Annotated in this window: 21 protein-coding genes; 9 read left to right on the forward strand and 12 right to left on the reverse strand. The window is 40.4% G+C overall.

The window, feature by feature from the left end:
* The first annotated feature begins 33 nt into the window (after positions 1-33).
* On the forward strand, positions 34-2,253 hold the full coding sequence (gene dnaX / locus M5F03_RS12915) for a DNA polymerase III subunit gamma/tau (protein WP_249708530.1): 2,220 nt from the start codon (positions 34-36) through the stop codon (positions 2,251-2,253).
* A gap of 21 nt (positions 2,254-2,274) precedes the next feature.
* On the opposite strand, the gene M5F03_RS12920 is transcribed toward dnaX, so the two are convergent.
* Together M5F03_RS12920 and M5F03_RS12925 are read right to left on the reverse strand one after the other, a co-directional pair.
* Positions 2,275-2,706, reverse strand: coding sequence for an acyl-CoA thioesterase (locus tag M5F03_RS12920; RefSeq protein WP_180035283.1), 432 nt, complete (start codon positions 2,704-2,706; stop codon positions 2,275-2,277).
* 35 nt (positions 2,707-2,741) lie between these two features.
* Positions 2,742-3,902 carry an iron-containing alcohol dehydrogenase gene (locus M5F03_RS12925; protein ID WP_078193982.1) on the reverse strand — a complete coding sequence of 387 codons (1,161 nt, stop codon included), beginning with the start codon at positions 3,900-3,902 and terminating at the stop codon, positions 2,742-2,744.
* Between the two features lie 118 nt (positions 3,903-4,020).
* Here M5F03_RS12925 and M5F03_RS12930 point away from each other — a divergent pair, with 118 nt between their 5' ends.
* The 4 genes from M5F03_RS12930 to M5F03_RS12945 are packed head-to-tail and all read left to right on the forward strand — an operon-like array spanning position 4,021 to position 7,787.
* Positions 4,021-4,536, forward strand: a complete 516-nt coding sequence (locus M5F03_RS12930; RefSeq protein ID WP_111884272.1) for a low molecular weight protein-tyrosine-phosphatase — start codon at positions 4,021-4,023, stop codon at positions 4,534-4,536.
* Between the two features lie 9 nt (positions 4,537-4,545).
* Entirely contained in the window at positions 4,546-5,583 is a 1,038-nt protein-coding gene (murB, locus tag M5F03_RS12935) for a UDP-N-acetylmuramate dehydrogenase (RefSeq protein ID WP_249708532.1), read from the forward strand.
* A 21-nt stretch (positions 5,584-5,604) separates the two neighbouring features.
* Entirely contained in the window at positions 5,605-6,744 is a 1,140-nt protein-coding gene (locus M5F03_RS12940; protein ID WP_078188595.1) for a YdcF family protein, read from the forward strand.
* On the forward strand, positions 6,744-7,787 hold the full coding sequence (locus tag M5F03_RS12945; protein ID WP_249708534.1) for an alpha/beta hydrolase: 1,044 nt from the start codon (positions 6,744-6,746) through the stop codon (positions 7,785-7,787). Before M5F03_RS12940 ends, M5F03_RS12945 begins: the two co-directional genes overlap by 1 nt.
* Before the next feature lie 450 nt (positions 7,788-8,237).
* On the opposite strand, the gene M5F03_RS12950 is transcribed toward M5F03_RS12945, so the two are convergent.
* The gene (locus M5F03_RS12950) at positions 8,238-9,908 is read right to left on the reverse strand and encodes an FMN-binding glutamate synthase family protein (protein ID WP_249708536.1); all 1,671 of its coding nucleotides are present in this window, start codon (positions 9,906-9,908) and stop codon (positions 8,238-8,240) included.
* 577 nt (positions 9,909-10,485) lie between these two features.
* Positions 10,486-11,484, reverse strand: coding sequence for a helix-turn-helix transcriptional regulator (locus M5F03_RS12955; protein ID WP_249708538.1), 999 nt, complete (start codon positions 11,482-11,484; stop codon positions 10,486-10,488).
* 260 nt (positions 11,485-11,744) lie between these two features.
* Here M5F03_RS12955 and M5F03_RS12960 point away from each other — a divergent pair, with 260 nt between their 5' ends.
* The 4 genes from M5F03_RS12960 to M5F03_RS12975 are packed head-to-tail and all read left to right on the forward strand — an operon-like array spanning position 11,745 to position 15,445.
* Complete coding sequence (locus M5F03_RS12960; RefSeq protein WP_249681768.1) at positions 11,745-13,292, forward strand: circularly permuted type 2 ATP-grasp protein; 1,548 nt, start codon at positions 11,745-11,747, stop codon at positions 13,290-13,292.
* Between the two features lie 22 nt (positions 13,293-13,314).
* Positions 13,315-13,917, forward strand: coding sequence for an alpha-E domain-containing protein (locus M5F03_RS12965; protein ID WP_249708540.1), 603 nt, complete (start codon positions 13,315-13,317; stop codon positions 13,915-13,917).
* Positions 13,914-14,693, forward strand: coding sequence for a transglutaminase family protein (locus tag M5F03_RS12970; RefSeq protein WP_249708541.1), 780 nt, complete (start codon positions 13,914-13,916; stop codon positions 14,691-14,693). The genes M5F03_RS12965 and M5F03_RS12970 overlap by 4 nt, the downstream gene beginning before the upstream one ends.
* A gap of 17 nt (positions 14,694-14,710) precedes the next feature.
* Positions 14,711-15,445 carry a proteasome-type protease gene (locus tag M5F03_RS12975; protein WP_180023501.1) on the forward strand — a complete coding sequence of 245 codons (735 nt, stop codon included), beginning with the start codon at positions 14,711-14,713 and terminating at the stop codon, positions 15,443-15,445.
* An 82-nt stretch (positions 15,446-15,527) separates the two neighbouring features.
* Here the strand turns inward: M5F03_RS12975 and alr are convergent, their stop codons facing one another.
* The 8 genes from alr to cyoC form a co-directional block, all read right to left on the reverse strand.
* The gene (gene alr, locus M5F03_RS12980) at positions 15,528-16,601 is read right to left on the reverse strand and encodes an alanine racemase (protein ID WP_249708542.1); all 1,074 of its coding nucleotides are present in this window, start codon (positions 16,599-16,601) and stop codon (positions 15,528-15,530) included.
* Between the two features lie 48 nt (positions 16,602-16,649).
* Positions 16,650-18,089 (reverse strand): replicative DNA helicase, encoded by a 1,440-nt coding sequence (dnaB, locus tag M5F03_RS12985; protein WP_249708543.1) that lies wholly within the window; start codon positions 18,087-18,089, stop codon positions 16,650-16,652.
* Between the two features lie 238 nt (positions 18,090-18,327).
* Positions 18,328-18,774: a 50S ribosomal protein L9 gene (gene rplI / locus M5F03_RS12990; protein WP_078188585.1), complete on the reverse strand. Its 447-nt coding sequence runs from the start codon at positions 18,772-18,774 to the stop codon at positions 18,328-18,330.
* Positions 18,775-18,783: 9 nt separating this feature from the next.
* Positions 18,784-19,011, reverse strand: coding sequence for a 30S ribosomal protein S18 (gene rpsR, locus M5F03_RS12995; RefSeq protein WP_004278792.1), 228 nt, complete (start codon positions 19,009-19,011; stop codon positions 18,784-18,786).
* A gap of 12 nt (positions 19,012-19,023) precedes the next feature.
* Positions 19,024-19,410: a 30S ribosomal protein S6 gene (rpsF, locus tag M5F03_RS13000; RefSeq protein ID WP_004696436.1), complete on the reverse strand. Its 387-nt coding sequence runs from the start codon at positions 19,408-19,410 to the stop codon at positions 19,024-19,026.
* Between the two features lie 519 nt (positions 19,411-19,929).
* Positions 19,930-20,808, reverse strand: a complete 879-nt coding sequence (gene cyoE / locus M5F03_RS13005) for a heme o synthase (protein WP_249708544.1) — start codon at positions 20,806-20,808, stop codon at positions 19,930-19,932.
* A 10-nt stretch (positions 20,809-20,818) separates the two neighbouring features.
* Positions 20,819-21,145, reverse strand: coding sequence for a cytochrome o ubiquinol oxidase subunit IV (locus M5F03_RS13010; protein WP_249708545.1), 327 nt, complete (start codon positions 21,143-21,145; stop codon positions 20,819-20,821).
* A complete protein-coding gene (gene cyoC, locus M5F03_RS13015; protein ID WP_078188581.1) occupies positions 21,145-21,765 on the reverse strand; it encodes a cytochrome o ubiquinol oxidase subunit III in 621 nt (206 codons plus the stop codon). Before cyoC ends, M5F03_RS13010 begins: the two co-directional genes overlap by 1 nt.
* Between the last annotated feature and the right edge of the window lie 3 nt (positions 21,766-21,768).

Consider the following 21,768-nt stretch of genomic DNA (forward strand, 5'->3'; position numbering starts at 1 on the left):
ACAGTATGCTTACACCTGTAAAAAGGAGCATACATGTATCAAGTACTTGCACGAAAATACCGTCCACGAAATTTTATTGAACTCGTGGGACAAAACCATGTGTCACGCGCACTTACCAGTGCCTTAGAACGTGGTCGGTTACATCATGCGTATTTATTTACAGGTACTCGAGGTGTGGGTAAAACCACTATTGCCCGTATTTTGGCAAAATGTCTGAACTGTGAAACAGGTGTAACCTCAACGCCGTGTGAAGTCTGCCCAACGTGTAAAGCAGTAAATGAAGGTCGTTTTATTGATTTAATTGAAATCGATGCGGCATCACGGACCAAAGTTGAAGATACGCGAGAACTACTCGATAACGTTCCTTATGCACCAACCCAAGGTCGCTTCAAGGTTTATCTGATCGATGAAGTGCATATGCTCTCTACGCATTCATTTAATGCGTTATTAAAGACTCTCGAAGAACCGCCAGAGCATGTGAAATTCTTATTTGCAACTACAGACCCACAAAAATTACCGATTACTGTCATTTCACGTTGCTTGCAATTTACTTTGCGTCCTTTAGCGGTGGATGAAATCACATCGCATTTGACAGATATCTTACAAAAAGAACAAATTCAAGCGGAGCAAGATGCGATTTGGCAAATTGCTGAATCGGCTCAAGGTTCACTGCGTGATGCATTGTCACTAACTGATCAAGCGATTGCCTATGGTCAGGGTTCAATTCAGCACCAAGATGTTAAAGACATGTTGGGCCTAATTGACCGTACGATCATTTATGATTTGATTTTAGCCATTCATCAAAATCAGCGTGAACGCGTGAGTGCTTTACTCATGCAATTCCGTCAACAAGCACTGGATGTGTCACTGGTATTGGATCAGTTAATTTCAACGTTACATGAATTGGCATTATTACAATACTTGCCAGACTTGGCGTTGAAATATAGTGCTGAGATCAATCAAAAAATTATGCAATTGTCGCAGTTGATTTCAGCTCAAGATTTGCAGTTGTATTATCAAGTCGCATGCAAAGGTCGGGCAGACTTGCAGTTGGCAGTGACACAAGAGCAAGGTTTTGAGATGTGTGTGCTGCGTCTATTAGCATTCCGACCATTACAGCCGAATGAAATGTTGGTCTCTGCCGTACAGCAAGAGTCAGCCGCACAGCCACAGCTTGCTCAAAATCAGGCCGAAACAGTTCAGCCGACTCAAACACAGTCTTTGCAGCAACCCAATACCGTTGTTGAGTCTGCTGCGCAGGTTGTCGCTCTAGATCAACCTAAAGCTGTGCCCGCTGTAGACACATCGCCAGCTTTCGATGATTTTGATGATTCACATTATGACGACGATGATGGCTATGTTCCTGCACCTGCAGTCGATGAACCTTCATCTGATGATTTTTTAGATGATCCTGAAGAAGACGCAATAAGCCAAACTTCTACAGCATCTACAGCAAATGGCACTCTAGATACGCAAGAGGTTGCACCGGTTGAGTCTGTATCGACACAGCAAAATGACACGCTTGTTATGGATGCCGTGGCAGAAGATACATTATTTGATTTAGATCCGACGCCGAGTACTGAAACTGAAGAAGTCGATGTGAGCGCTATAAATTTTGAAGATATTGCACCTTTAGAACCAACAGCTTTAGAGTCAAAAAGTGTAGAGCCTGAAACAGCTCAGCCACATTTGATAAATGCCATTGAACCACAACATGTGGTGAATGAATCAGTTTCGGGTGCTCAAGGCGACAATGGTTTTGATCTAGCATCAGCACAAGTTACGCAAAGTTCTGTTTCTTCGGATGCTGTTCAAACGGGTTCATCTTCTACCTTGATGCCACAAGATATTTTGACTTTACAGCCTCAAACCCTTGAAGGTGAGTGGACGGTCGAAAAGTGGGAGTATTGGTTCCGAAATAGTCAACTTTCACCTGCGGTACAAGAGTTGGCTCAGCATGGCATCATGCGCGGTACGATTGACGGTGAATCGACTTTCCATATTCCAAAGCGATACGAAGCTTTAGTGACTCAATTGCAGCATGTATTGGAACAAGCCATTCATGCGCAATGGTCAAAATGTCGTTTCCATATCAACTTTGAAGATGTCGAAGAAACCACACCGTTTGCTTTACAACATGTCCGCAAGGAAAAAGCCTTTGCACGTGCAAATGAGTTATTACATGCAGAGCCTGTTGTGAAAGACTTACTCAAAAGCTTTGATGGTGAGTTGCAAAATATCCAGCTCAAATAAGTTTCAAGCTGGATATAAAAATTAAAGTAAAAATTGAGTTAAAGCATCTCGCATATCTTCGGGTATCGAGGTGCTTTTTCGTGTTTGGCGGTCAACAAATACATGCACGAAATGTCCTTGAGCTGCAGCCTCATTTTGTCCTTGTTTAAAAATGGCTAAGTCATAGCGCAGTGAAGAATTACCAATTTTTTCAATCGCAACCCCAACTTCAATGATTTCTGGATAGGACAGTTCTTGTAAAAAGCTGCAGGCTGAATCGACCACTAAACCAATGATCGGGGTATTTCGCAAATCAAAACCGGCATGTTGAATCAAGAGTGCATTTGCAGCAGTATCAAAATAGCTGTAATAGGTGACATTATTGACATGACCATACATATCGTTGTCTGCCCAACGTGTTTGGATTGGAAATAAAAATCGATAGTTTTGGCGGCGTTTAGTTTCAGGTTTCATCGTTGGTATTTTCTTTATTTCAAAATGAGTGAACTTTAGGCATAAATTGATTGGTAAATCTGGCGAGCGTCTTCAAACTGCAGTTCTCGCGGATTATTTTGTAATAGTCGTGTTTGTAATAGCGCATCTTCTGCTAAACGATCGAGCATATTTTCAGGCACATTGAGTTGACTGAGTTTAAGCACCAAACCGCTCTGATCTAAATGATTTTGCATATGATCAATAAATAAATCACATAAACCATCGGTACAGCCCGTACTGTATGGGTCTAGCCAACTCATAAGTTCTGCATAATGCTGCTTGGCCTGAGGTGCATTAAACTTTAACACTTCAGCGAGAACCAGTGCATTGGTATGACCATGCGAGAGATGAAAGTGTCCACCGAGTGGATAGGCGAGTGCATGCACCGCTGCAACTGGTGCATTAGCAAAGGCCTGACCTGCAAGCATTGAACCGACTAGCATGTGCTGACGCGCTTCGAGGTTATGTCCGTCGTGTAAAACCAGCGCTAAATTTTTATTTAATAAACGCAAAGCTTGTTTAGCAAGCATATCCGCATACGGATTTTTTTTAATTTTTGATGTATAGGCTTCAATGGCATGCACCATGGCATCGATACCGGTTGCTGCGGTAATGTGTGCGGGGAGATTTAATGTAAAGTTCGCATCGAGGATACAGACATCGGCATACAGTACAGGTGAGACGATACCTGTTTTGGTGGTTTCACCTGTAGTGACGATAGAGATTGGTGTGACTTCAGAGCCGGTCCCTGCCGTTGTCGGAATCAAAATGAGTGGCAAGCGTGGTCGTTTTGCATTAGCTACACCATATAAATCACTGATCTGCTGTGTTTGCTTAGGATGAGCCAAAATCGCAATAATTTTAGCCACATCCATTGAACTGCCACCGCCAAAACCAATAATCAAATCTACTTTTTCATTTTTGGCAAATTGAACTGCATCTAAAACTATATGTTCTGCAGGGTCAGCTTGAATACTGGAATAAATTACATAGTCTTGATGGATACTTTCTAAAATATCCAAAATGGGTAAATGTAATTGTTGTTGCAACATACCGGGGTCGGTCACAAGCATAACACGCTTGGCTTGAAAGTCGCCTAGGACCTCTCTCAGTTGGGAAATAGAGCCTAAGCCTGAAATAATATTGCTGACGGTTTGAAACTGAAATTGACTCATTGGCTTATCCCTAATTTTTTATATCCAAATAAACATTATTCTTGAGTGTTGATATAGGATTCATCCTATAAATAACTTAACATAAGACGCTTGAAATAAAAGTAGTCTTGAGGTTGTTATGTCATCCAGCACGCCATATAAGGTGTTGTGTGTTTGTTTAGGAAATATTTGCCGTTCACCTACGGCTGAAGTGGTTCTCAGACATTTTTGTGATGAAGCGCAACTCAATATTCACGTCGACTCTGCGGGTACGAGCAATTATCATCCGGGCAAAGCGCCTGATCTTCGTAGCCAACAGCATGCAAAATTACGAGGCTATAACTTATCTGCATTACGCGCACGTCAGTTAACGGTTCATGATTTTATTGAATTTGATTTGATTTTGGCCATGGACTACGAAAATTTAGACAATATTCAAAACCTCATGCAAAAGGCGCAGCAACAATTCGGTCAACTACGTGCACAAGTGTCTTTGATGAGTCAACATGATCACCAATATCCGCAACAAGAAGTACCAGATCCGTACTATGGTGGTGATGCAGGGTTTGAACATGTATTAGATCAATGCGAATCTAGCAGTCAGGCTTGGGTCAATTATTTAAAAACTCAATTACAAGCACAGCAAAAAAATTAAGGTTTAAGAATGCAAATTCAAACACAGGTTCAGCTTAAGCCATTTAATACATTAAGCCTCGATGCTGTAGCATCTTATTATGTACGTGTTCAATCGGTAGAAGATATCCAAGCAGCGCTCGACTTTGCCAAAGCTGAGCAATTAAATGTATTGGTACTTTCAGGAGGCAGTAATATGCTGTTGCCTGAGCAAATACATGCTTTAGTGATGCACATGGATATTCAAGGTATTGAATATGTACAAGACGATGCCGATACACAGACTTTAAAAGTGGGTGCTGGGCAAGTGTGGCATGACTTTGTGCTATGGACGACGGCACACCAGTTTTATGGCTTACAAAATTTAGCATTGATACCCGGTTTAGTCGGTGCTTCACCTGTGCAAAATATTGGAGCTTATGGTGTTGAAGCGGGTGAGTTTATTGAATCTGTACAGGTCTATGACCGAGTAACAGAACAGCAAAGTAGTATTAGCGCTGCCGATTGTCATTTTTCATATCGCCATAGTATTTTTAAAGATGAGCCAGAGCGTTTTATTATTACGCATGTGACTTTTAAACTTTTAAAACATGCCGATTTAAAATTAAATTATGGTGATTTAAAGCAGGCGGTAGGCGAAGACTTAAGTGCAGAAAACCTACAACAACAAGTCATTCATATCCGTCAAACCAAACTTCCAGATCCGAAAGAATTTCCAAATGTCGGAAGTTTCTTTAAAAATCCTGTGATTAGCCAGCAAGCCTTTGACCAAATTGCGCTGCAATTTCCCAATTTACCCCATTACCCACAACCGAATAATGCGGTAAAACTGGCAGCGGGCTGGTTGATTGACCAAGCAGGTTGGAAAGGGAAATCTGTGGGTTCAGTGGGTATGTTCCATAAGCAAGCTTTGGTGTTGGTCAATTATCAGGACGCCACGCTACAAGATGTACGTACAACTTACAAAGCTGTACAACATGATGTTTTTGAAAAATTTAATATTGAACTACATCCTGAGCCTGTATTATTTGATACAAATGGCTTGATTCGATCTCACGCAGATCAATAAAAACACATAGGTTTTAGATTTATGCATAAAACACATTGGATGGTTCGCTTAGTACAAATTGCCGCAGTGCTATTTGTACTTTTGGGCTGTCTAATGATTTTTATCTATACGCCGTTTTATTCTAAATTGATCGTTAAAAGTTTAAATTATTTCGTTCCTGTAGAAGTCAATCAGCTCGCAGCGCAAAGTCAAAAACTCGGCGCCTTGAGTGATGATGATAACTATGAGCCGGGCTCTGACTTATGGATAGCACGCCAAGCATATTTAAAACTCATGGAGCAAGCAATACAGTCCGATGAACCTCAAGATTTAACCCTTATACAAGCACGTTATAAGGCGTTACAGCAGCTCATTGAAGAAGAACATGAAAAAGAAAAGAATGATAGTCAAAAGGACATACCGAAAGTACCTCTGCTGAATCCTTCTGCGTCCGAGGCGGCTTCTTCTGAAGCATTGGCGGAAAATCCTGCTCAAAAAATGAAAGAGCTGCTTGAGCTCAATAGTGCGGAAAATAAAGGACTGATGACTCAATATACCGAGTTCTTAAAAACCCATGAAATTGAGCAAGCGGCTTCAGAAGCGGAACCGATCGATGATGAAACATATCTTGATCTTGCCAAAATGAAAGATAAAACCCTGAAGCAGCCAACCGCAGAGCCGTATGCGATCGTGGTGTTAGGTGGTGGTTTAACCTTAGATAAAAATGATAAAGATATCGTAGTGAATGACTACACACGACTTCGACTGGAAAAAACACTCGATGTTGAACGAGCCAATAAGTTACCGATTGTACTGAGTGGTGTTGAAGCACCGTATATGCAAGCATGGTTGAAGCAATATGATGTCGATGCGAAATTGCTTGAAGACCGCAGTATGAATACTTGCGAAAATTCGCGTTTTAGTTCGTTGCTTTTACAGAAAAAAGGTGGGGCACCGACGGTTATTTTAATCACTGACCAATATCATATGCCTCGAACACGTCGTTTATTTGCATTAAATGGTATCGAAACCATTCCTGTTGTTGCACCTATGCCAACAACATTAACTACATGGCGACCAAGTGAAAAAAATTATGACCATAGTCGTCGTGCTAATTATGAATTATTAGCCACCTTACGTGATGTTTGGTTTGGCTCAAGTGACTGTCGGGAGGTCCCATAATGTCAGATATCCCATTTCTTAATCCTTCGATCCTTAAACAATTAGATCTTCCTGTTCCAAGTCGAGAATTAACCCCACAAGTATTAGAACCTCTAAATTTAAATCGACCTTTTGAGCCTAGTGTTGAAATACAGTCTTATAGACGACTTTATGGTTTAGATGCCTTGAACTGTGAACATTGGCAAGGCTATGTAGAAATGCCTTTGTTCAAATTACATGTACAAGTATTTCAACCGAAACTAAAGGCTGAAACGGATGTCATTAAAGGCACAGTATTTTTATTGCATGGTTATTTAGAGCATAGTGGAATATATCAGCCGATTATTCGTGAACTCTTAGATCAAGGTTTTAGTGTTTTAACCTATGATTTACCGGGGCATGGTCTAAGTAATGGCTCGCCAGCCAGTATTCAAAACTTTGACCATTACCAACAAGTTTTGGAAGCGGTATATCGTTATGTTAAACATGCGGCTCAATTACCGACGCCATGGTTAGGGATTGGACAGAGCACGGGTGGAGCGATTTGGCTGCATCATCTGTTAGATTTTGCTGAACATCGCAAAAACCCATATGTCGAACGGGTTTTATTATTATCTCCGCTGATTCGCCCTGCAAAAACGGCATGGTGGCATAACTCGGTTGGATTAGGCATTATTCGTCGTATTAAACGTGAAGTGCCACGTCATTTTAGACGGAATAATCATAACCCTGAGTTTTTACGTTTTGTCCGCTTAAAAGATCCACTACAACCTCGAATGATGGGGATGGATTGGATTTTGGCCATGTCAAAATGGATGCAGGAGATGGAAGAACGCCCAGCGTGCCGTATTCCAGTGTGGTTAGCGCAAGGCGCACAGGATCAAACTGTAGATTGGCGTTATAACATTGAGTTTATACGTCGTAAATTTCGTTTACAGACGCTTCTCATGCTTGAAGAAGGTTCGCATCAGTTGATTAATGAACGTGCCGATATTCGTGCTGCATTAACAGGTTTGATCCCGGCATTCTTGCATGCTCAATCCAATAGTAAGTCTTATTACTAACTGATGTTACGCACTAACATCAGGAGCGTAATTTGATTTAAATAAAAGTACGATACGCGGGAAGGTCATCCGCAAGTGTTTGAGACTGGACCACTCCTAATCAAAAATGTTTTTGCAATACTTTGAATAATTTGACGCTAGTGAACGAGTTTTGTCGGTGAGGTGCATTGCACCGCAAGATGGTTTCCTTGCGAAGCACGCTTCTCATTTTACCAAATGAGAAAGAACGTTTCGTAAGAGTACCTCCAGCCGAAGGCTAATCCCTTTATTTAAGCCCTAGATGTAAGACTCCGTCGAATAGGCTTAAAAATTATTTTAAAAATGCGTAATTACTTTTACGCGCGTAACATCAGTTACTAATTGACGATTGAGCACAGCCTACCTTAATCAGTGTGATGGATCTAGACGAAAAAAAGAGGCGTAGTCGCCTCTTTTTTTATGGGGTAGGAATTAGAACTTTTCTAGATGTGCCATATTCCACATACGGAAATAGAAGTTTTCTTCATCTTTATTTTCACAACTGAGTAACTCCCCATCTTTTAACCAAAAATGTAGCTGTGCATAGTTTTTAATTTCACGGTTGTTAATGCGCTGTGCTAGATGGTGTGCACGGATATCCGACGGGTGTTGTAAACCCGCAGAGGCAATAAGTTCAGATAAACCATGCATGGTGTTTTTATGGAAATTAAAAACACGCTCTGCTTTGGTCGGAACATGGATGGCTTTTTGACGGTCTTTGTCCTGCGTTGCAACGCCAACTGGACATTGGTTGGTATGACAGCTTTGAGCTTGAATACACCCGACTGCAAACATAAAGCCACGAGCTGAGTTCACCCAATCTGCACCAATTGCCATGGTACTGGCAATATCAAAAGCACTAATAATTTTACCACTGGCACCGACTTTAATTTTTGAACGTAAGCCTGCACCAATCAGGGTGTTATTGACAAAGAGTAGGCCTTCACGCAGTGGCGTACCCATATTATCGATCAATTCAATTGGCGCTGCGCCAGTCCCACCTTCAGAACCATCTACCACGATAAAATCGGGTGTAATCCCTGTATGTAACATGGCTTTTACAATACTCATAAATTGCCATGGTTGTCCGATACACAGTTTAAAACCCACAGGTTTGCCTTCGGAAAGCTCGCGCAATTGCTGAATAAATTGCATCATTTCAATAGGGGTACTAAAGGCAGGATGGCTGGATGGAGAGATACAGTCATGTTCACGGCTGACACCACGGATTTGAGCAATCTCTTCGGAAATTTTGTCTTTAGGCAAAATGCCGCCATGGCCTGGTTTTGCACCTTGAGATAATTTGATCTCAATCATTTTGACTTGAGGGTGCTTGGCTTGTTCAGCAAAACGTACAGGGTCGAATTGACCATCAATCGTACGACAACCGAAATAACCACTACCGAGTTCCCAAACAATATCGCCACCATTTTCCAAATGATACGGACTAATACTGCCTTCACCGGTGTCATGGTAGAACTTGCCCATTTTAGCACCTAAGTTTAAGGCACGAATGGCATTGGCACTTAAGCTACCAAAGCTCATCGCAGAAATGTTTAATATCGATGCGCTATACGGCTGCTTACATTGCTCATTGCCGATATTAATACGGAAAGTTTCAGGAATGGCAGGAATACAAGGTGACAAAGAGTGATTAATAAAGCGGTAATCATTTTGGTAAACATCAACAATTGAACCAAATGGTTTATCTGCATTTTGGTTTTTTGCACGTTGATAGACCAAGCTACGTTGCATACGAGAAAAGGGCAGTGCATCTTGATCAGATTCAATAAAATATTGGCGAATTTCAGGTCGAAATTCTTCAAATAGAAAACGAAAGTGCCCCATGATAGGGTAATTTTTTAAGATCGAATGTTTGTTTTGTATGACGTCATACAAACCCAATAAGCTTAAAAGCCCAGTAATGACCCAGATACTATTCAATAAGGTTTGTGGAAAAAAATATTGAATATAACGAGGGGAATAACCTAAATGAAAACTCGAAATGAGTAGGAAGATAAAAATACAAGCAAACCAAATTGAATGCCGAGAAAAAAAAGTATTTAGTAGCTTGTGGCGAATAGTTTGCGCTGGACTGGCCATATTTTGAAAAATCTTATTCAGCTCATTTGCTCATAATTTGCCGAGTTTATGCACAATCCTCAAGCTTTAATTTGTTGATTCAGTGTAGCATTTATAAAAAACAACATTGAAGTTGGATGAATTTTTCATTTAAAGCCAAATCAGATAAGAAAAGCAGGAATGTTCTTTAAGAAAATTTGTGAAAAGCAGCGCGGTTCTTGTTATTTCACAGTACGCAAAATGGAGGTTAAAGTGATTTTACTTTATAAACACGAGGTGCTGAATATGACTATGAAATCTATTCGTTATAATAATGCCGACCTAGCCTGCCTATGTCAGTAATTGATTATAGCCATGAGAAATTAGCGCTATGGTATAAGGTATTCAGCAGATACTTATGCTGTAGTTCCTTTGACCTAAACGACTAAAATTACAAAAATATTCTAAGAAATTATCCAGTCCCAGCGTTGGGACTTTTTTATGTGTTGATAATTTAAGTGAAAATCTAAGCAAAAAATTAAGTGCTAAATATTTATTATGAAATAAAAGTTGCTACCTCAAATTTAATATTTCAGGTAGCAGAAAGTCTGAGATCGGTTTAGTCATTGCGTTGTTGTACAACCATAGCGACTTCTTCAGGTTCAATTTTCTGAATCTTTTTACCAAAACTACGCAGCCACCATGTTAACTGAGAGGTAAAAGGTACTGTTGCACTAACTTCCACCCAGCCATCTTCGGTTTTTTGAATCACTTGATCTTTACTTAGCTGACTTTCTTCAAAATAAACAGCCTCTGCTTCAGACATGGTTAATTTGAGCTGAATCATTTCAGTCGGCTTATTGAAGTCCACACGGAAGCCAAGCGCTCCAGAGTCAATATAGGCATCGATATCAAAATCGACAGGGTGTAATGCACGTGAATTTAAGACCGTAGCAGATTTAAAACGATGTAAAGCAAAGGTTTGGATGTCTGTTTTGTCATGACGTGTGCAAACCAAATAGATAATTGCACCTTTTTGGACCAAAGCCAGTGGATTTAAAATATAGATCTTTTCTTCACTTTGTTGTCCACGACCTTGATAAAGACATTCGAGTTGTTTGTCTTGTAGTAAGCCTTCATAAATTGATTGCTGTGCAGCTTTTTCAACCACAGGAGGAATCAATGGCTGAGTTGCTGGCACGATTCGCACGCGGTTAATCCACTGACGGACATTATTTTGTGACGACAGGCTCCGACGTGCGAGGTCAAACCAAGGATTCATTTCTTCAATTAAGCTCGGTGGAAGCAAATGTTTTAAGTGCTCCTCAACCATCATAAAGGTGACCGCTTGTGAGCTAGTCATATGAGGCAAGCTTTGAATTGGTGCATCGGAACGCCAACGCCACCCTTGCGGCGTTGTTTTACTGCTCTCAATTGGGAAACGTAGAGAAATTTGGTTTAAGTCACGTTGAATGGTGCGTAGGCTGATATCAATGCCTTCACGGTTCAGTATTTCTTGTAATTCACGAGTACCCATCCACTTACCTGTGGACAGTCGTGAAAGAATTTGCCACTGACGATAGAGGCTGTTTGACGTTTCTTTTTCTTGTGAAGACATAATCTAGTGCTTGAACTTGAACTTAAATAAATAAAAATGATGCTGTGGGACACAATAAGAAATCTTCCTGCGTTAAGCAAGTCTTCATCTGAAAAAAAACTAAGATGATTTTAATAACGCAATTTGACACAACTTGAGCAGTTAGATGCTGTACCGCTTTGCAAAAATGATGCATAAATAATCAAAGAGAAGCAGCATATGTATTGATGGCATATATATTGCTTTACCTAGTTCATATAAAACAAAAACATGGAGTTGCTATGCTGAAAGAAAATCGTAATACAACTTCAAATGGAATTGAGGGTTATGAGGCAAAGTTGGTCAATACTTCTGTCTCTACATTAAAAAATTTACCTCTTGCTCGAGGACATGCGCTGTTTAATCAATTTAATTCGGATTTTTTTAATGAAATGCGCGACAGTAAAACGGTAGCTAAAGAATCATGCCAACGGATAGAGCAGTGGTTATCACAGCATACACTTGATGAATTAAAACAACTAAATCAGGTAGCAAAACAACATTTTCTCTATGAGGGTATTACCTTTACAGTGTATGGCGAAGATGAAGGCATTGAACGCACTATTCCTTATGATCTTATTCCTCGTGTGATTGCACGAAAGGAATGGAATAATTTATCACTGGGCTGCGCACAGCGCGTGAAAGCTCTCAATCTGTTTTTACATGATGTCTACCATCAACAAGATATTTTAAAAGCAGGAATTATTCCTGAACTGCAAGTCTTAACGCATGAAGCCTATTTGCCACAAATGTATATGCATGGGCTAAAAGGTAAAATTTATAGCCAAATCAGTGGCATTGATATCATTCGAGATCAATCAGGTGAATTTTACGTCCTTGAGGATAATCTTAGAACACCGTCTGGTGTGTCATATATGCTAGAAAGCCGTAAGATCAGTCAAAAACTGATGCCTGAACTTTGCCAGCAAAGCAACATCATGGGGATTGAGCAGTATCCGCAGCTTTTACGTGAAATCCTTGCAGAAAATGCCTATGTCGATAACCCATTTATTGTGGTCTTAACCCCTGGGCGTTTTAACAGTGCTTATTATGAACATGCCTTTTTGGCAAGGGAGATGGATGTACCCTTAGTGACATCGCGTGACCTTTATGTAGAAAACGATAAGGTTTATGTGAAAACCATCAAAGGTCGACAACAGGTTGATGTAATTTATCGTCGTGTGGATGATGCTTTTCTCGATCCATTATGTTTCAAACCTGACAGTACTTTGGGCGTAGCAGGGCTCATGTCAGCGTATATGCAACATAATGTGGTCATTGCAAATGCACCAGGAACAGGCGTAGCAGATGATAAATCGATTTATCCATATGTGGATAAAATGATTCATTTCTATTTAGGCGAACAAGCGATCCTGAAAAATGTGCCGACCTATCAATGTCGTGAGCAGAACGAATTGGATTATGTGCTCTCGAATATCGAAAAATTGGTGGTCAAAGAAGCGCAGGGTTCAGGTGGTTACGGCATGCTGATCGGTCCACAAGCTTCTTTACAAGAATTAAATAGCTTTAAAGATAAAGTGGCCGCAGCACCACATCTATATATTGCACAGCCGACTTTAAATTTATCTGTCAGCCCAACCCTAAGTGAGGCCGGTGTTTCGGAACGCCATATCGATTTGCGTCCATTTGTACTGAGTTCTCCATATCGAACTGAAATTGTACCGGGTGGCTTAACTCGTGTCGCGATGCAAGCAGGTTCATTGGTAGTGAATTCTTCGCAAGGCGGCGGTATTAAAGATACGTGGGTAGTAGATGATTTACGCTCATAGCACTCCAGTGAAGGAGCAAAACATGATTTTATTAAACAGTAATGCAGAACATATTTTTTGGTTGGGACGTTATTTAGCACGCACTCAATATTTATGCAGTATTTTTCCATTTCAAGATGTCGATACAGCATTGAACTATGCACATGCTTTTTGTTTACCAGCATTTGATGTCGACTCAATGAATGAATTGGTTTTAAATGCAGAGCAACCGGCGTCATTTTACAGCCAATTTAAATATGCGCAAAGTAATATACAGGACTTAAGGGGTGTACTTTCAGCAAAAAGTTATGCAGAACTCAGCCGTTTAATTCGTAATGCGAGTGATAACCCGGGTTATATCTGTGACGTGGTAACAGATTGCCAAGATGTTTTAGAGTCTGAATCTGAAGATGTATTTTTATTTTTTAGCTTAGGACAAGCCATAGAGCAGCTTGATCGTCAGCTACGCATGCAGCAGGACATTCAACACACCATTGCGAAGATTGAACATATCGTAATCGCTTTAGTTCAGTTTGGCTGGGAAAGCGTGCAAGAGGCATGGCAGGCACTAAAGCAACAACCGAATAGCCAAAATTTTTACCATTTCAGTGATCATATCCAAAATATGTTTGAGGTGGCTGTATGAGGCTCATGATCAACCATCAGACCCATTATGTTTACACTGATGTGGTTAGCAGAAGCATTCAATATATCAAAATGACCCCATCCACTAATGCGCATCAACAGGTGCAAAATTGGGATGTGAGTGTGCCGGGGCAACGTGATATGCAATTGGATACTTTTGGTAATGTGTGGTTGACCACAACGCAGCGCGAACCTTATCTGCAAATGACCATTATGGCGCAGGGCATCGTAGAGATGAATTTGAGTTCAAATGATTCAAATGCGGATGATTTAAACCCGAAATTGTTTTTACAGCCAACACCGAGTACGCAATGCGACATTTACATGAAAAGTTTTGCCGATTGTTATGTCCCTCGTATCAATCGTGTCAATCTAATTCGTTTGGCTGAAGCGATCTTGGCGCATATTCCCTATGTTTCGAATCAGACATCTGTACATACTTCTGCAATAGATGCTTTTCATTATAAGCAGGGGGTATGTCAGGATCATACTCATGTCATGATCGCAATGTGTCGCTATTTGGGTATTCCTGCACGATATATTTCTGGGTATTTATTTGTACCGAATAGTAGCCATCTTGCTAGTCACGCTTGGGTAGAAGTCTATATCGAAAATAAATGGTTTTGTTTTGATGTCAGTAATCAGTTATTTACACCACAATCACATATTTATGTCGCGATTGGGCGGGATTACTGGGATGTAGCTCCTGTTCGAGGTGTTCGTGATAAAGGTGGTATTGAGTCAATGAGCTCAATTGTACAAGTGTTGAGTTGTTAATCATTTGAGGGATAAAAATGACCTATTGTTGTGCATTACGATTAAAAGATGGCATGGTGTTTGTCAGTGATACACGTACAAATGCAGGAGTTGACCATATTTCAGTTTTTCGTAAACTTTATACCTTTGGTATTGCGGGTGAGCGATTTATTACCATCCAAACCTCTGGGAATTTAGCTACTACACAAGCGGTCATCGGGCATTTACAAAATCAGCTAGAGGTCAAACAAGAGCCGAATTTATATAGTGTAAATACGATGTTCGAAGTGGCTGAATTGGTCGGGCATACCTTAAAAAAAGTTATCTCTGATGTCACCTCAGATATTTTAGAACAAAGTAATTATTACTGTAGTTTATTAGTAGGTGGTCAAATTGGTAGCGCTGATATGCAGCTATATAATATCTATCCGCAAGGTAATTTTATTTGTGCGACACCGGATACCCCATATTTTCAAATTGGAGAAAGTAAATATGGTAAGCCGATACTTGACCGAACTTTGCGTTACGATATGCCACTCGATGAAGCAATGCGTTGTAGCTTAATTTCTTTTGATTCAACGATACGTTCGAATGTGTCTGTAGGTATGCCTTTAGATGCTTTGGTTTATAAAAAGGACAGTTTGGAAATACCAAATGGTAAGCGCATTTATGAAGAAGACCCATACTTCACCATGATCAGTAAAGGCTGGTCAGAAGCATTGCGTCAGGGCTTAATAGAATTGGCAAAACCAACAGCTGACTATTTTCAATAACGATTTGATCAACGAATAGATCAATTTAAAAAGCGAGATAAAAAAAGCCCAGATTTGATCTGGGCTTTTTTGATTCGGCTAATTAAGCTAATTTACGTACAGGGCGCGCGCTCATACGGCATAATAATTCATAGCCAATGGTTCCGTTCGCTTCTGCAACGTCATCAACCAAACGATCTTTGCCCCAAAGCTCAACTTCAGTGCCTATTGGTGCATTCATACCAGTGATATCAATCGCAATCATATCCATGGCAACACGGCCAATTACCCGCGTTTTCTGTCCTTGAATAGATACATAGTTTTGTTTAGGGAAGGCACGTGGATAACCGTCACCATAACCAATCGACACAATCGCAAGATTCATTTCTTGTTCTGCAACGAAAGTTGATCCATAACCCACAGATTCACCAGCTTGAATGGTATTTAGAGCAATCACTTCAGCGGTAAAGGTCATCACTGGTTTAAGATCTAATGCTTCTACAGAACGGTCTGCGAAAGGTGTAGCGCCATATAGCATGATGCCTGGACGAACAAAATCAAAATTCAGTTCTGGCCATTTGAAAATCGCTGCTGAGTTACAGCACGAACCCATGATTGGCGCACAAGCTTCTTTTACGTGTAAAAATTGTTCACGTTGTTGGTCATTTAGTGGATGATTTTCTGCGTCAGCATTGGCAAAATGCATAGCCAGTACGCAAGTAAAACCTTCCGCCTTTAATGCATTGATGACATCAATAATTTCAGGTACTTTAAAGCCTAAACGGTTCATACCGCTGTTGAGTTTAACCCAAACTTTCAGACCTTGAGCGATATAGGCATCTTTATGCTCACGTAACCAATCTAGTTGTTGCTGATGATGCACCACACATTCAATTTTTTTATCGATGATAATTTGCATTTCATCATCTGAAAAAATCCCTTCAATGAGTGTAATTGGCTGTTCATAACCCAGTTCGCGAATTTCTAAAGCTTCTTCTAGGCAGGCAACACCGAAGGCATCACTGTCTTTTAAGGCTGCTAAGCAGTCTTTAACTCCATGTCCATAAGCATTGGCTTTTACCATGCTTACAATTTTAGCGGTTGGGGCAAGTTGTTTGACACGGTTTAAATTATATTGAAGTGCTTGTTGATCAATATAAACTGTAGCTTGGCGCACCCTAAATACTCCTACAGGGTCGATGAATTAATGGATGATAAAGAGTCTTTACTCTTCATCATCATACTGAGCATAAAACTCAGGGGAGAGGTTACTAAATTTGGTGTATTGACCTTCGAAGGCAAGACGCACAGTACCAATTGGACCGTTACGCTGTTTACCAATAATAATTTCTGCAGTACCTGCTTCTTTAGACTCTTTGTTATAAACCTCGTCGCGGTAAATAAACATGATCAAATCGGCATCCTGCTCGATCGCACCCGATTCACGTAAGTCGGACATCACTGGGCGTTTATTAGGACGGTTTTCCAGTGATCGGTTCAACTGTGACAGTGCAATTACTGGGCAGTGCATTTCTTTAGCCAGTGCTTTTAAGCTTCGGGAAATTTCCGAGATCTCGCCAACACGGTTATCACCCATACCGGGTACTTTCATAAGCTGCAAGTAATCGACCATGATACACCCGAGTTTACCGCCATGCATTTTTGCAATTCGTCGAGCACGGGCACGTACTTCCGTTGGCGGTAGTGCAGATGAGTCATCGATATACAAATTCTTTTCTTGTAGATGCACAATAGTACTGGTCACTTTTGACCATTCATCAGCATCCATTTTACCTGAACGTAAATGTCCTTGGTGTACACGACCGAACGAGGATATCAAACGCATGGCAATCGAGTCAGCGGGCATCTCCATAGAGTAAACTAGAGCGGGCAGGTTGTTATTAAACAGCACACTTTCAACCAAGTTCATGGCAAAAGTGGTTTTACCCATCGATGGACGGGCCGCTACAATAATCAAATCGCCTGCTTGCATACCTGAGGTTTTATTATCTAGTTCTACAAATCCAGTGGTTAAACCCGTGATACTGCCTTCAGTTTGTGAAAGTTCATTCAACTTATCAAAAACACTAGCAACGACAGAGTTAATAGCTTTAGGGCCTTGTGCTTTGGCGTTGTTGTTGTGTTGCTCGGCAATCGAGAAAATATTGGTTTCTGCTAGATCTAAAATTTCACTGACCGTACGACCTTTGGTGTCATAGGCATTTTGTAAAATTTCTGAGCTGACTTTAATCATGCTGCGTAAAGTGGAAAATTCTTTAATTTTTGCAGCATACGTTTCAAGGTTATAGAAACTTGAAGGTGAATCTGACATGAGTTGCATCAGATATTCTTCGCCACCAGCAGCATCGAGCAAGTTTTGTTTAATCAGCCAGTCATTGACCAAGACCGCATCATAAGGTGAGCTATCTTTTGACAGTTGATCGATGGCACGGAAAATATATTTATGACGGGTCGCATAAAAATCAGCTTCAGTCAGTACATCACCCACTTGCTCAAATGATTCTGCAACTGTCATCAGTGCAGCAAGCACGGCTTGTTCAATCGCAAGGTTATGGGGTGGGGTACGAAACTCTTTCAACGAACTTTGTTCTGTGGTTTTTGCTGTTGGCGTAGAGTTTGGCTTGCTGGCATTCGCCTGTGACATAAAAATCCCTGATGCTGAAACCATTTAATGTGATGGAAATGGGTGCTAATTACAGTTTTTTCAACTCTTCATTGAACTGAAATGATAGGCGTTTTCTACAGAAATGCGAACAAGTATTTCCGATTAATTCGTCATACATTGAATTGAATGAAGAGTTAAAAATATAAAAAAGTTGGAGCACTATTTTTTACAGATAAAAAAAGAGCATGCGTAAGCATGCTCTTTTCTTTGCAAGAAATTACTCAGCTACGATAGTAACTAGAACTTCTGCAACAACATCATGATGCAATTGGATTGCAATGTTGAATTCACCAGTGTTGCGAAGCGCACCATTTGGTAAACGAACTTCTGCACGGTCTACAACAAGACCAGCATTAGTTAACGCGTCAGCGATGTCACGAGTACCGATAGAACCGAATAGTTTACCTTCGTCACCAGCTTTAGCAGTGATCACGATGTTAACTTCGTTCAATTGGTCAGCACGTGCTTGAGCAGCAGCTAATACTTCAGCTTCTTGTTTCTCAAGTTCAGCACGACGAGCTTCAAATGCAGCAGTGTTAGCTTCAGTAGCAGCAACTGCTTTACCTTGAGGGATAAGGAAGTTACGGCCGTAACCAGCTTTAACTGAAACTTTATCGCCTAATTTACCAAGGTTTTTAATGCGTTGTAATAAGATAATATCCACAGCTCAACCTCACTTATGATTGTCAGTGTAAGGGATCAAAGACAAGTAGCGAGCTTGTTTAATAGCTAGCGCTAATTGACGTTGGTAACGAGCTTTAGTACCTGTAATACGGCTAGGAACAATCTTGCCGTTTTCAGTGATGTACTGTTTTAAAGTGTCGATATCTTTGTAGTCGATGTACGTAACGTTCTCAGCTGTAAAGCGGCAGAACTTGCGACGACGGTAAAAACGTGCCATGTTATGTTCTCCTTATGCTTCAGCAGAGTCTTGAGCTTGTTGTGCTTCTTCACGTTGAGCTTTACGCGCACGTTTTTCTTCAGCACTCTTAGCCAATAGTGACTCTTCAGTGATAGCGTTTTCACGACGGATGATAAGGCTACGAATGATTGCATCGTTGTAACGGAACAATTCTTCTAGCTCATCAAGAGTAGTTTGACCACACTCAACATTCATAAGAATGTAGTGAGCTTTGTGGATCTTGTTGATTGGGTAAGCCAATTGACGACGGCCCCAGTCTTCAAGACGGTGGATTTGACCTTCAGCTTCTTTGATGTGAGTTAGGTAACGTTCTACCATACCCACAACTTGATCGCTTTGGTCTGGATGTACCAATAGTACGATTTCGTAGTGACGCATTGTCAGCTCCTTACGGTTTAGGCAGCCCCAATCATTAATTAATTGAAGCAAGGAGTCACAACAAAAGTTGTGTCGCAAAGTTTGCGAAGCGTGAATTTTAGAGCGTTTAGGTTTGAAATACAAGGCATACACCTAAAAAGGCTTAATTATTTTGTGGTTTAATGACTATCTTTAATACACAGCTAGAATCGGATGCAGATTGTAAAATAGGAGATATGTTTTCAATTGCGGGGAGCTTATCTTGTATTTGATGAGTTACGATCATATAGACGTTGTAATGATATAAATTTGATTTAAATTAAAGATCTTTTGTCATATTTGATTGTAGATATCGCTTTGAATGCTAATACGAATATGAAATATTTTTGTACTTGTCTGAAATCTATTGTACATGGGTGGATATAGGGAGAATCAGCGTTAAAACAGTTTTAGTATGTATAGCAGTATTTCGACTTAAATTTTTGCTTTGCATTGAAGATGCCTAGAAATAAAAAAAGATAGAGTAAAACTCTATCTTCTTTAAAAAAATACAATTGGCTTCAGAGGGGCAGTGGAAGTAAAACTAAAAATTAAACTAATCACTGTGATCAATTTGACTGAAAACATGAAATATTGTTTTGCCCAAATTTGATCATCTTCAGCTTTGAATCCTTGAATGGTCAGATAAATCCAATACAGACTTAAGGCATTCAGGACAATCATATAAATCCAATTTGCATAACCAAAAAAGAATAAACCATTCATGGTCATGCAGAACAAAAACACATAAACCAAAGACTCAACTTTGGTACGGTGAATTGAACGAGCTACAGGTAAAATTGGAATTCCTGCATTTTTGTAGTCATCAAATCGGTAAACTGCAATTCCCCAAGAATGAGGCATTTGCCAAAATGCATAACCAATAAAAATCAGCAATGCACCTAAATCAAACTGGTTTGCAACAGCCGTATACCCGATTACAGGTGGCGCTGCGCCAGAAAGACTGCCGATAATGGTTTGATGAATTGTTGTTCGTTTTGTCCATAAGCTGTAAAAACCAACGTATACGACAAAACCAATAACAGCAAAAAGAAAAGCGTAAGCATTTACCCAGAACCATAAAATGCTAAAACCAAATACACCTAAAACTAAAGCAAAAACTAAAGCAACAGGAATCGAGATTGATTTTTTAACCATCGCACGATTTTGTGTGCGTTGCATTTTTGAGTCGATGTCTTGGTCAATAACGTTATTGACAACACATCCAGAAGCGACCACAAAGAGGGTGCCTAAGAGGGTAAGAAGCAACAGAAGGAAATCTACAGAACCTTGGGCAGCTACAAAGTAGCCACCCAAAGCGGTAACAAAGTTACCAAAGAGAATTCCTGGTTTAGTCAGGAATAAATACTTTTTCAGCATGACGACCAGTTTAGATCATCATGTTGAAGTGAAGGTAGTTCATAATCCACACAGAACCTACTAAAAGGATAGCAATTGTGAGGATTGTATAAACAAATGCAATCACGTTCCAGCGTTGCTCTGAAGAAGAGTTCATATGCAGGAAGTAAACTAACTGAATAAGAACCTGAGCAACCGCAGTAATCGCGATTACGGCAACCAATAGACCGCGGCTAAAACCACCTGCCATTACCATACCGAATGGAATTACGGTAAGTAGAACAGAAAGGACAAAACCGATTGTATATTGTTTAACGTTACCGTGAGCTGCACCAGCAGAGTTATGATCGTGACTCATTAGATAACTCCCATCAAGTAAACAACGCTGAATACGCAGATCCAAACGATGTCAAGGAAGTGCCAGAACAAGCTTAGGCAAGCAAGACGACGAGTGTTTGGAAGTGTCAAACCATATTTCTTGATTTGGAACATCAACACAAGCATCCATACCAAACCAGAAGTTACGTGAATACCGTGCGTACCAACTAAAGTAAAGAACGCAGATAAGAACGCACTTGTGCTTGGGCCATGACCAGCATGAACTAAATGATTGAACTCATAAAGTTCCATGCCAATGAAGGCTGCACCAAATACCCAAGTAACTGCTAACCAAGTTAAAACTTGACCAACATTTTTCTTGTATGCTGCAAGAACAGCAAAACCAAAAGTTACAGAAGAGATAAGAAGGGCGAAAGTTTCAGTTAAAACGAAACCTAAAGATTCACCAAACAGCTCTTGTGCACTTGGCGTACCCACTGGAACGTGGCTACTTAATACAGCGAACGCGATGAAGAGTGTCCCGAAAAGAACCAAGTCACTCATCAAGTAAGTCCAGAAACCAAAGACAGTGATGTCAGTATCATCGTGATGATGATGTTCGTCATGTCCGTGGTTGTCGTGATGAAGTACTTCAGCCATTGT

Source organism: Acinetobacter amyesii (assembly GCF_023499985.1).
Classification (GTDB): domain Bacteria; phylum Pseudomonadota; class Gammaproteobacteria; order Pseudomonadales; family Moraxellaceae; genus Acinetobacter; species Acinetobacter amyesii.

Coding starts and splice junctions, on each gene's coding strand:
- M5F03_RS12965 (WP_249708540.1), top strand. CDS start 13,315: ATGATTTTATTAAACAGTAATGCAGAACATATTTTTTGGTTGGGACGT.
- M5F03_RS12960 (WP_249681768.1), top strand. CDS start 11,745: ATGCTGAAAGAAAATCGTAATACAACTTCAAATGGAATTGAGGGTTAT.
- dnaX (WP_249708530.1), top strand. CDS start 34: ATGTATCAAGTACTTGCACGAAAATACCGTCCACGAAATTTTATTGAA.
- cyoE (WP_249708544.1), bottom strand. CDS start 20,808: ATGCTGAAAAAGTATTTATTCCTGACTAAACCAGGAATTCTCTTTGGT.
- M5F03_RS12920 (WP_180035283.1), bottom strand. CDS start 2,706: ATGAAACCTGAAACTAAACGCCGCCAAAACTATCGATTTTTATTTCCA.
- dnaB (WP_249708543.1), bottom strand. CDS start 18,089: ATGTCACAGGCGAATGCCAGCAAGCCAAACTCTACGCCAACAGCAAAA.
- M5F03_RS12945 (WP_249708534.1), top strand. CDS start 6,744: ATGTCAGATATCCCATTTCTTAATCCTTCGATCCTTAAACAATTAGAT.
- M5F03_RS12940 (WP_078188595.1), top strand. CDS start 5,605: ATGCATAAAACACATTGGATGGTTCGCTTAGTACAAATTGCCGCAGTG.
- M5F03_RS12925 (WP_078193982.1), bottom strand. CDS start 3,902: ATGAGTCAATTTCAGTTTCAAACCGTCAGCAATATTATTTCAGGCTTA.
- M5F03_RS13010 (WP_249708545.1), bottom strand. CDS start 21,145: ATGAGTCACGATCATAACTCTGCTGGTGCAGCTCACGGTAACGTTAAA.
- cyoC (WP_078188581.1), bottom strand. CDS start 21,765: ATGGCTGAAGTACTTCATCACGACAACCACGGACATGACGAACATCAT.
- M5F03_RS12955 (WP_249708538.1), bottom strand. CDS start 11,484: ATGTCTTCACAAGAAAAAGAAACGTCAAACAGCCTCTATCGTCAGTGG.
- M5F03_RS12970 (WP_249708541.1), top strand. CDS start 13,914: ATGAGGCTCATGATCAACCATCAGACCCATTATGTTTACACTGATGTG.
- rpsR (WP_004278792.1), bottom strand. CDS start 19,011: ATGGCACGTTTTTACCGTCGTCGCAAGTTCTGCCGCTTTACAGCTGAG.
- M5F03_RS12930 (WP_111884272.1), top strand. CDS start 4,021: ATGTCATCCAGCACGCCATATAAGGTGTTGTGTGTTTGTTTAGGAAAT.
- M5F03_RS12950 (WP_249708536.1), bottom strand. CDS start 9,908: ATGGCCAGTCCAGCGCAAACTATTCGCCACAAGCTACTAAATACTTTT.
- M5F03_RS12975 (WP_180023501.1), top strand. CDS start 14,711: ATGACCTATTGTTGTGCATTACGATTAAAAGATGGCATGGTGTTTGTC.
- rpsF (WP_004696436.1), bottom strand. CDS start 19,410: ATGCGTCACTACGAAATCGTACTATTGGTACATCCAGACCAAAGCGAT.
- murB (WP_249708532.1), top strand. CDS start 4,546: ATGCAAATTCAAACACAGGTTCAGCTTAAGCCATTTAATACATTAAGC.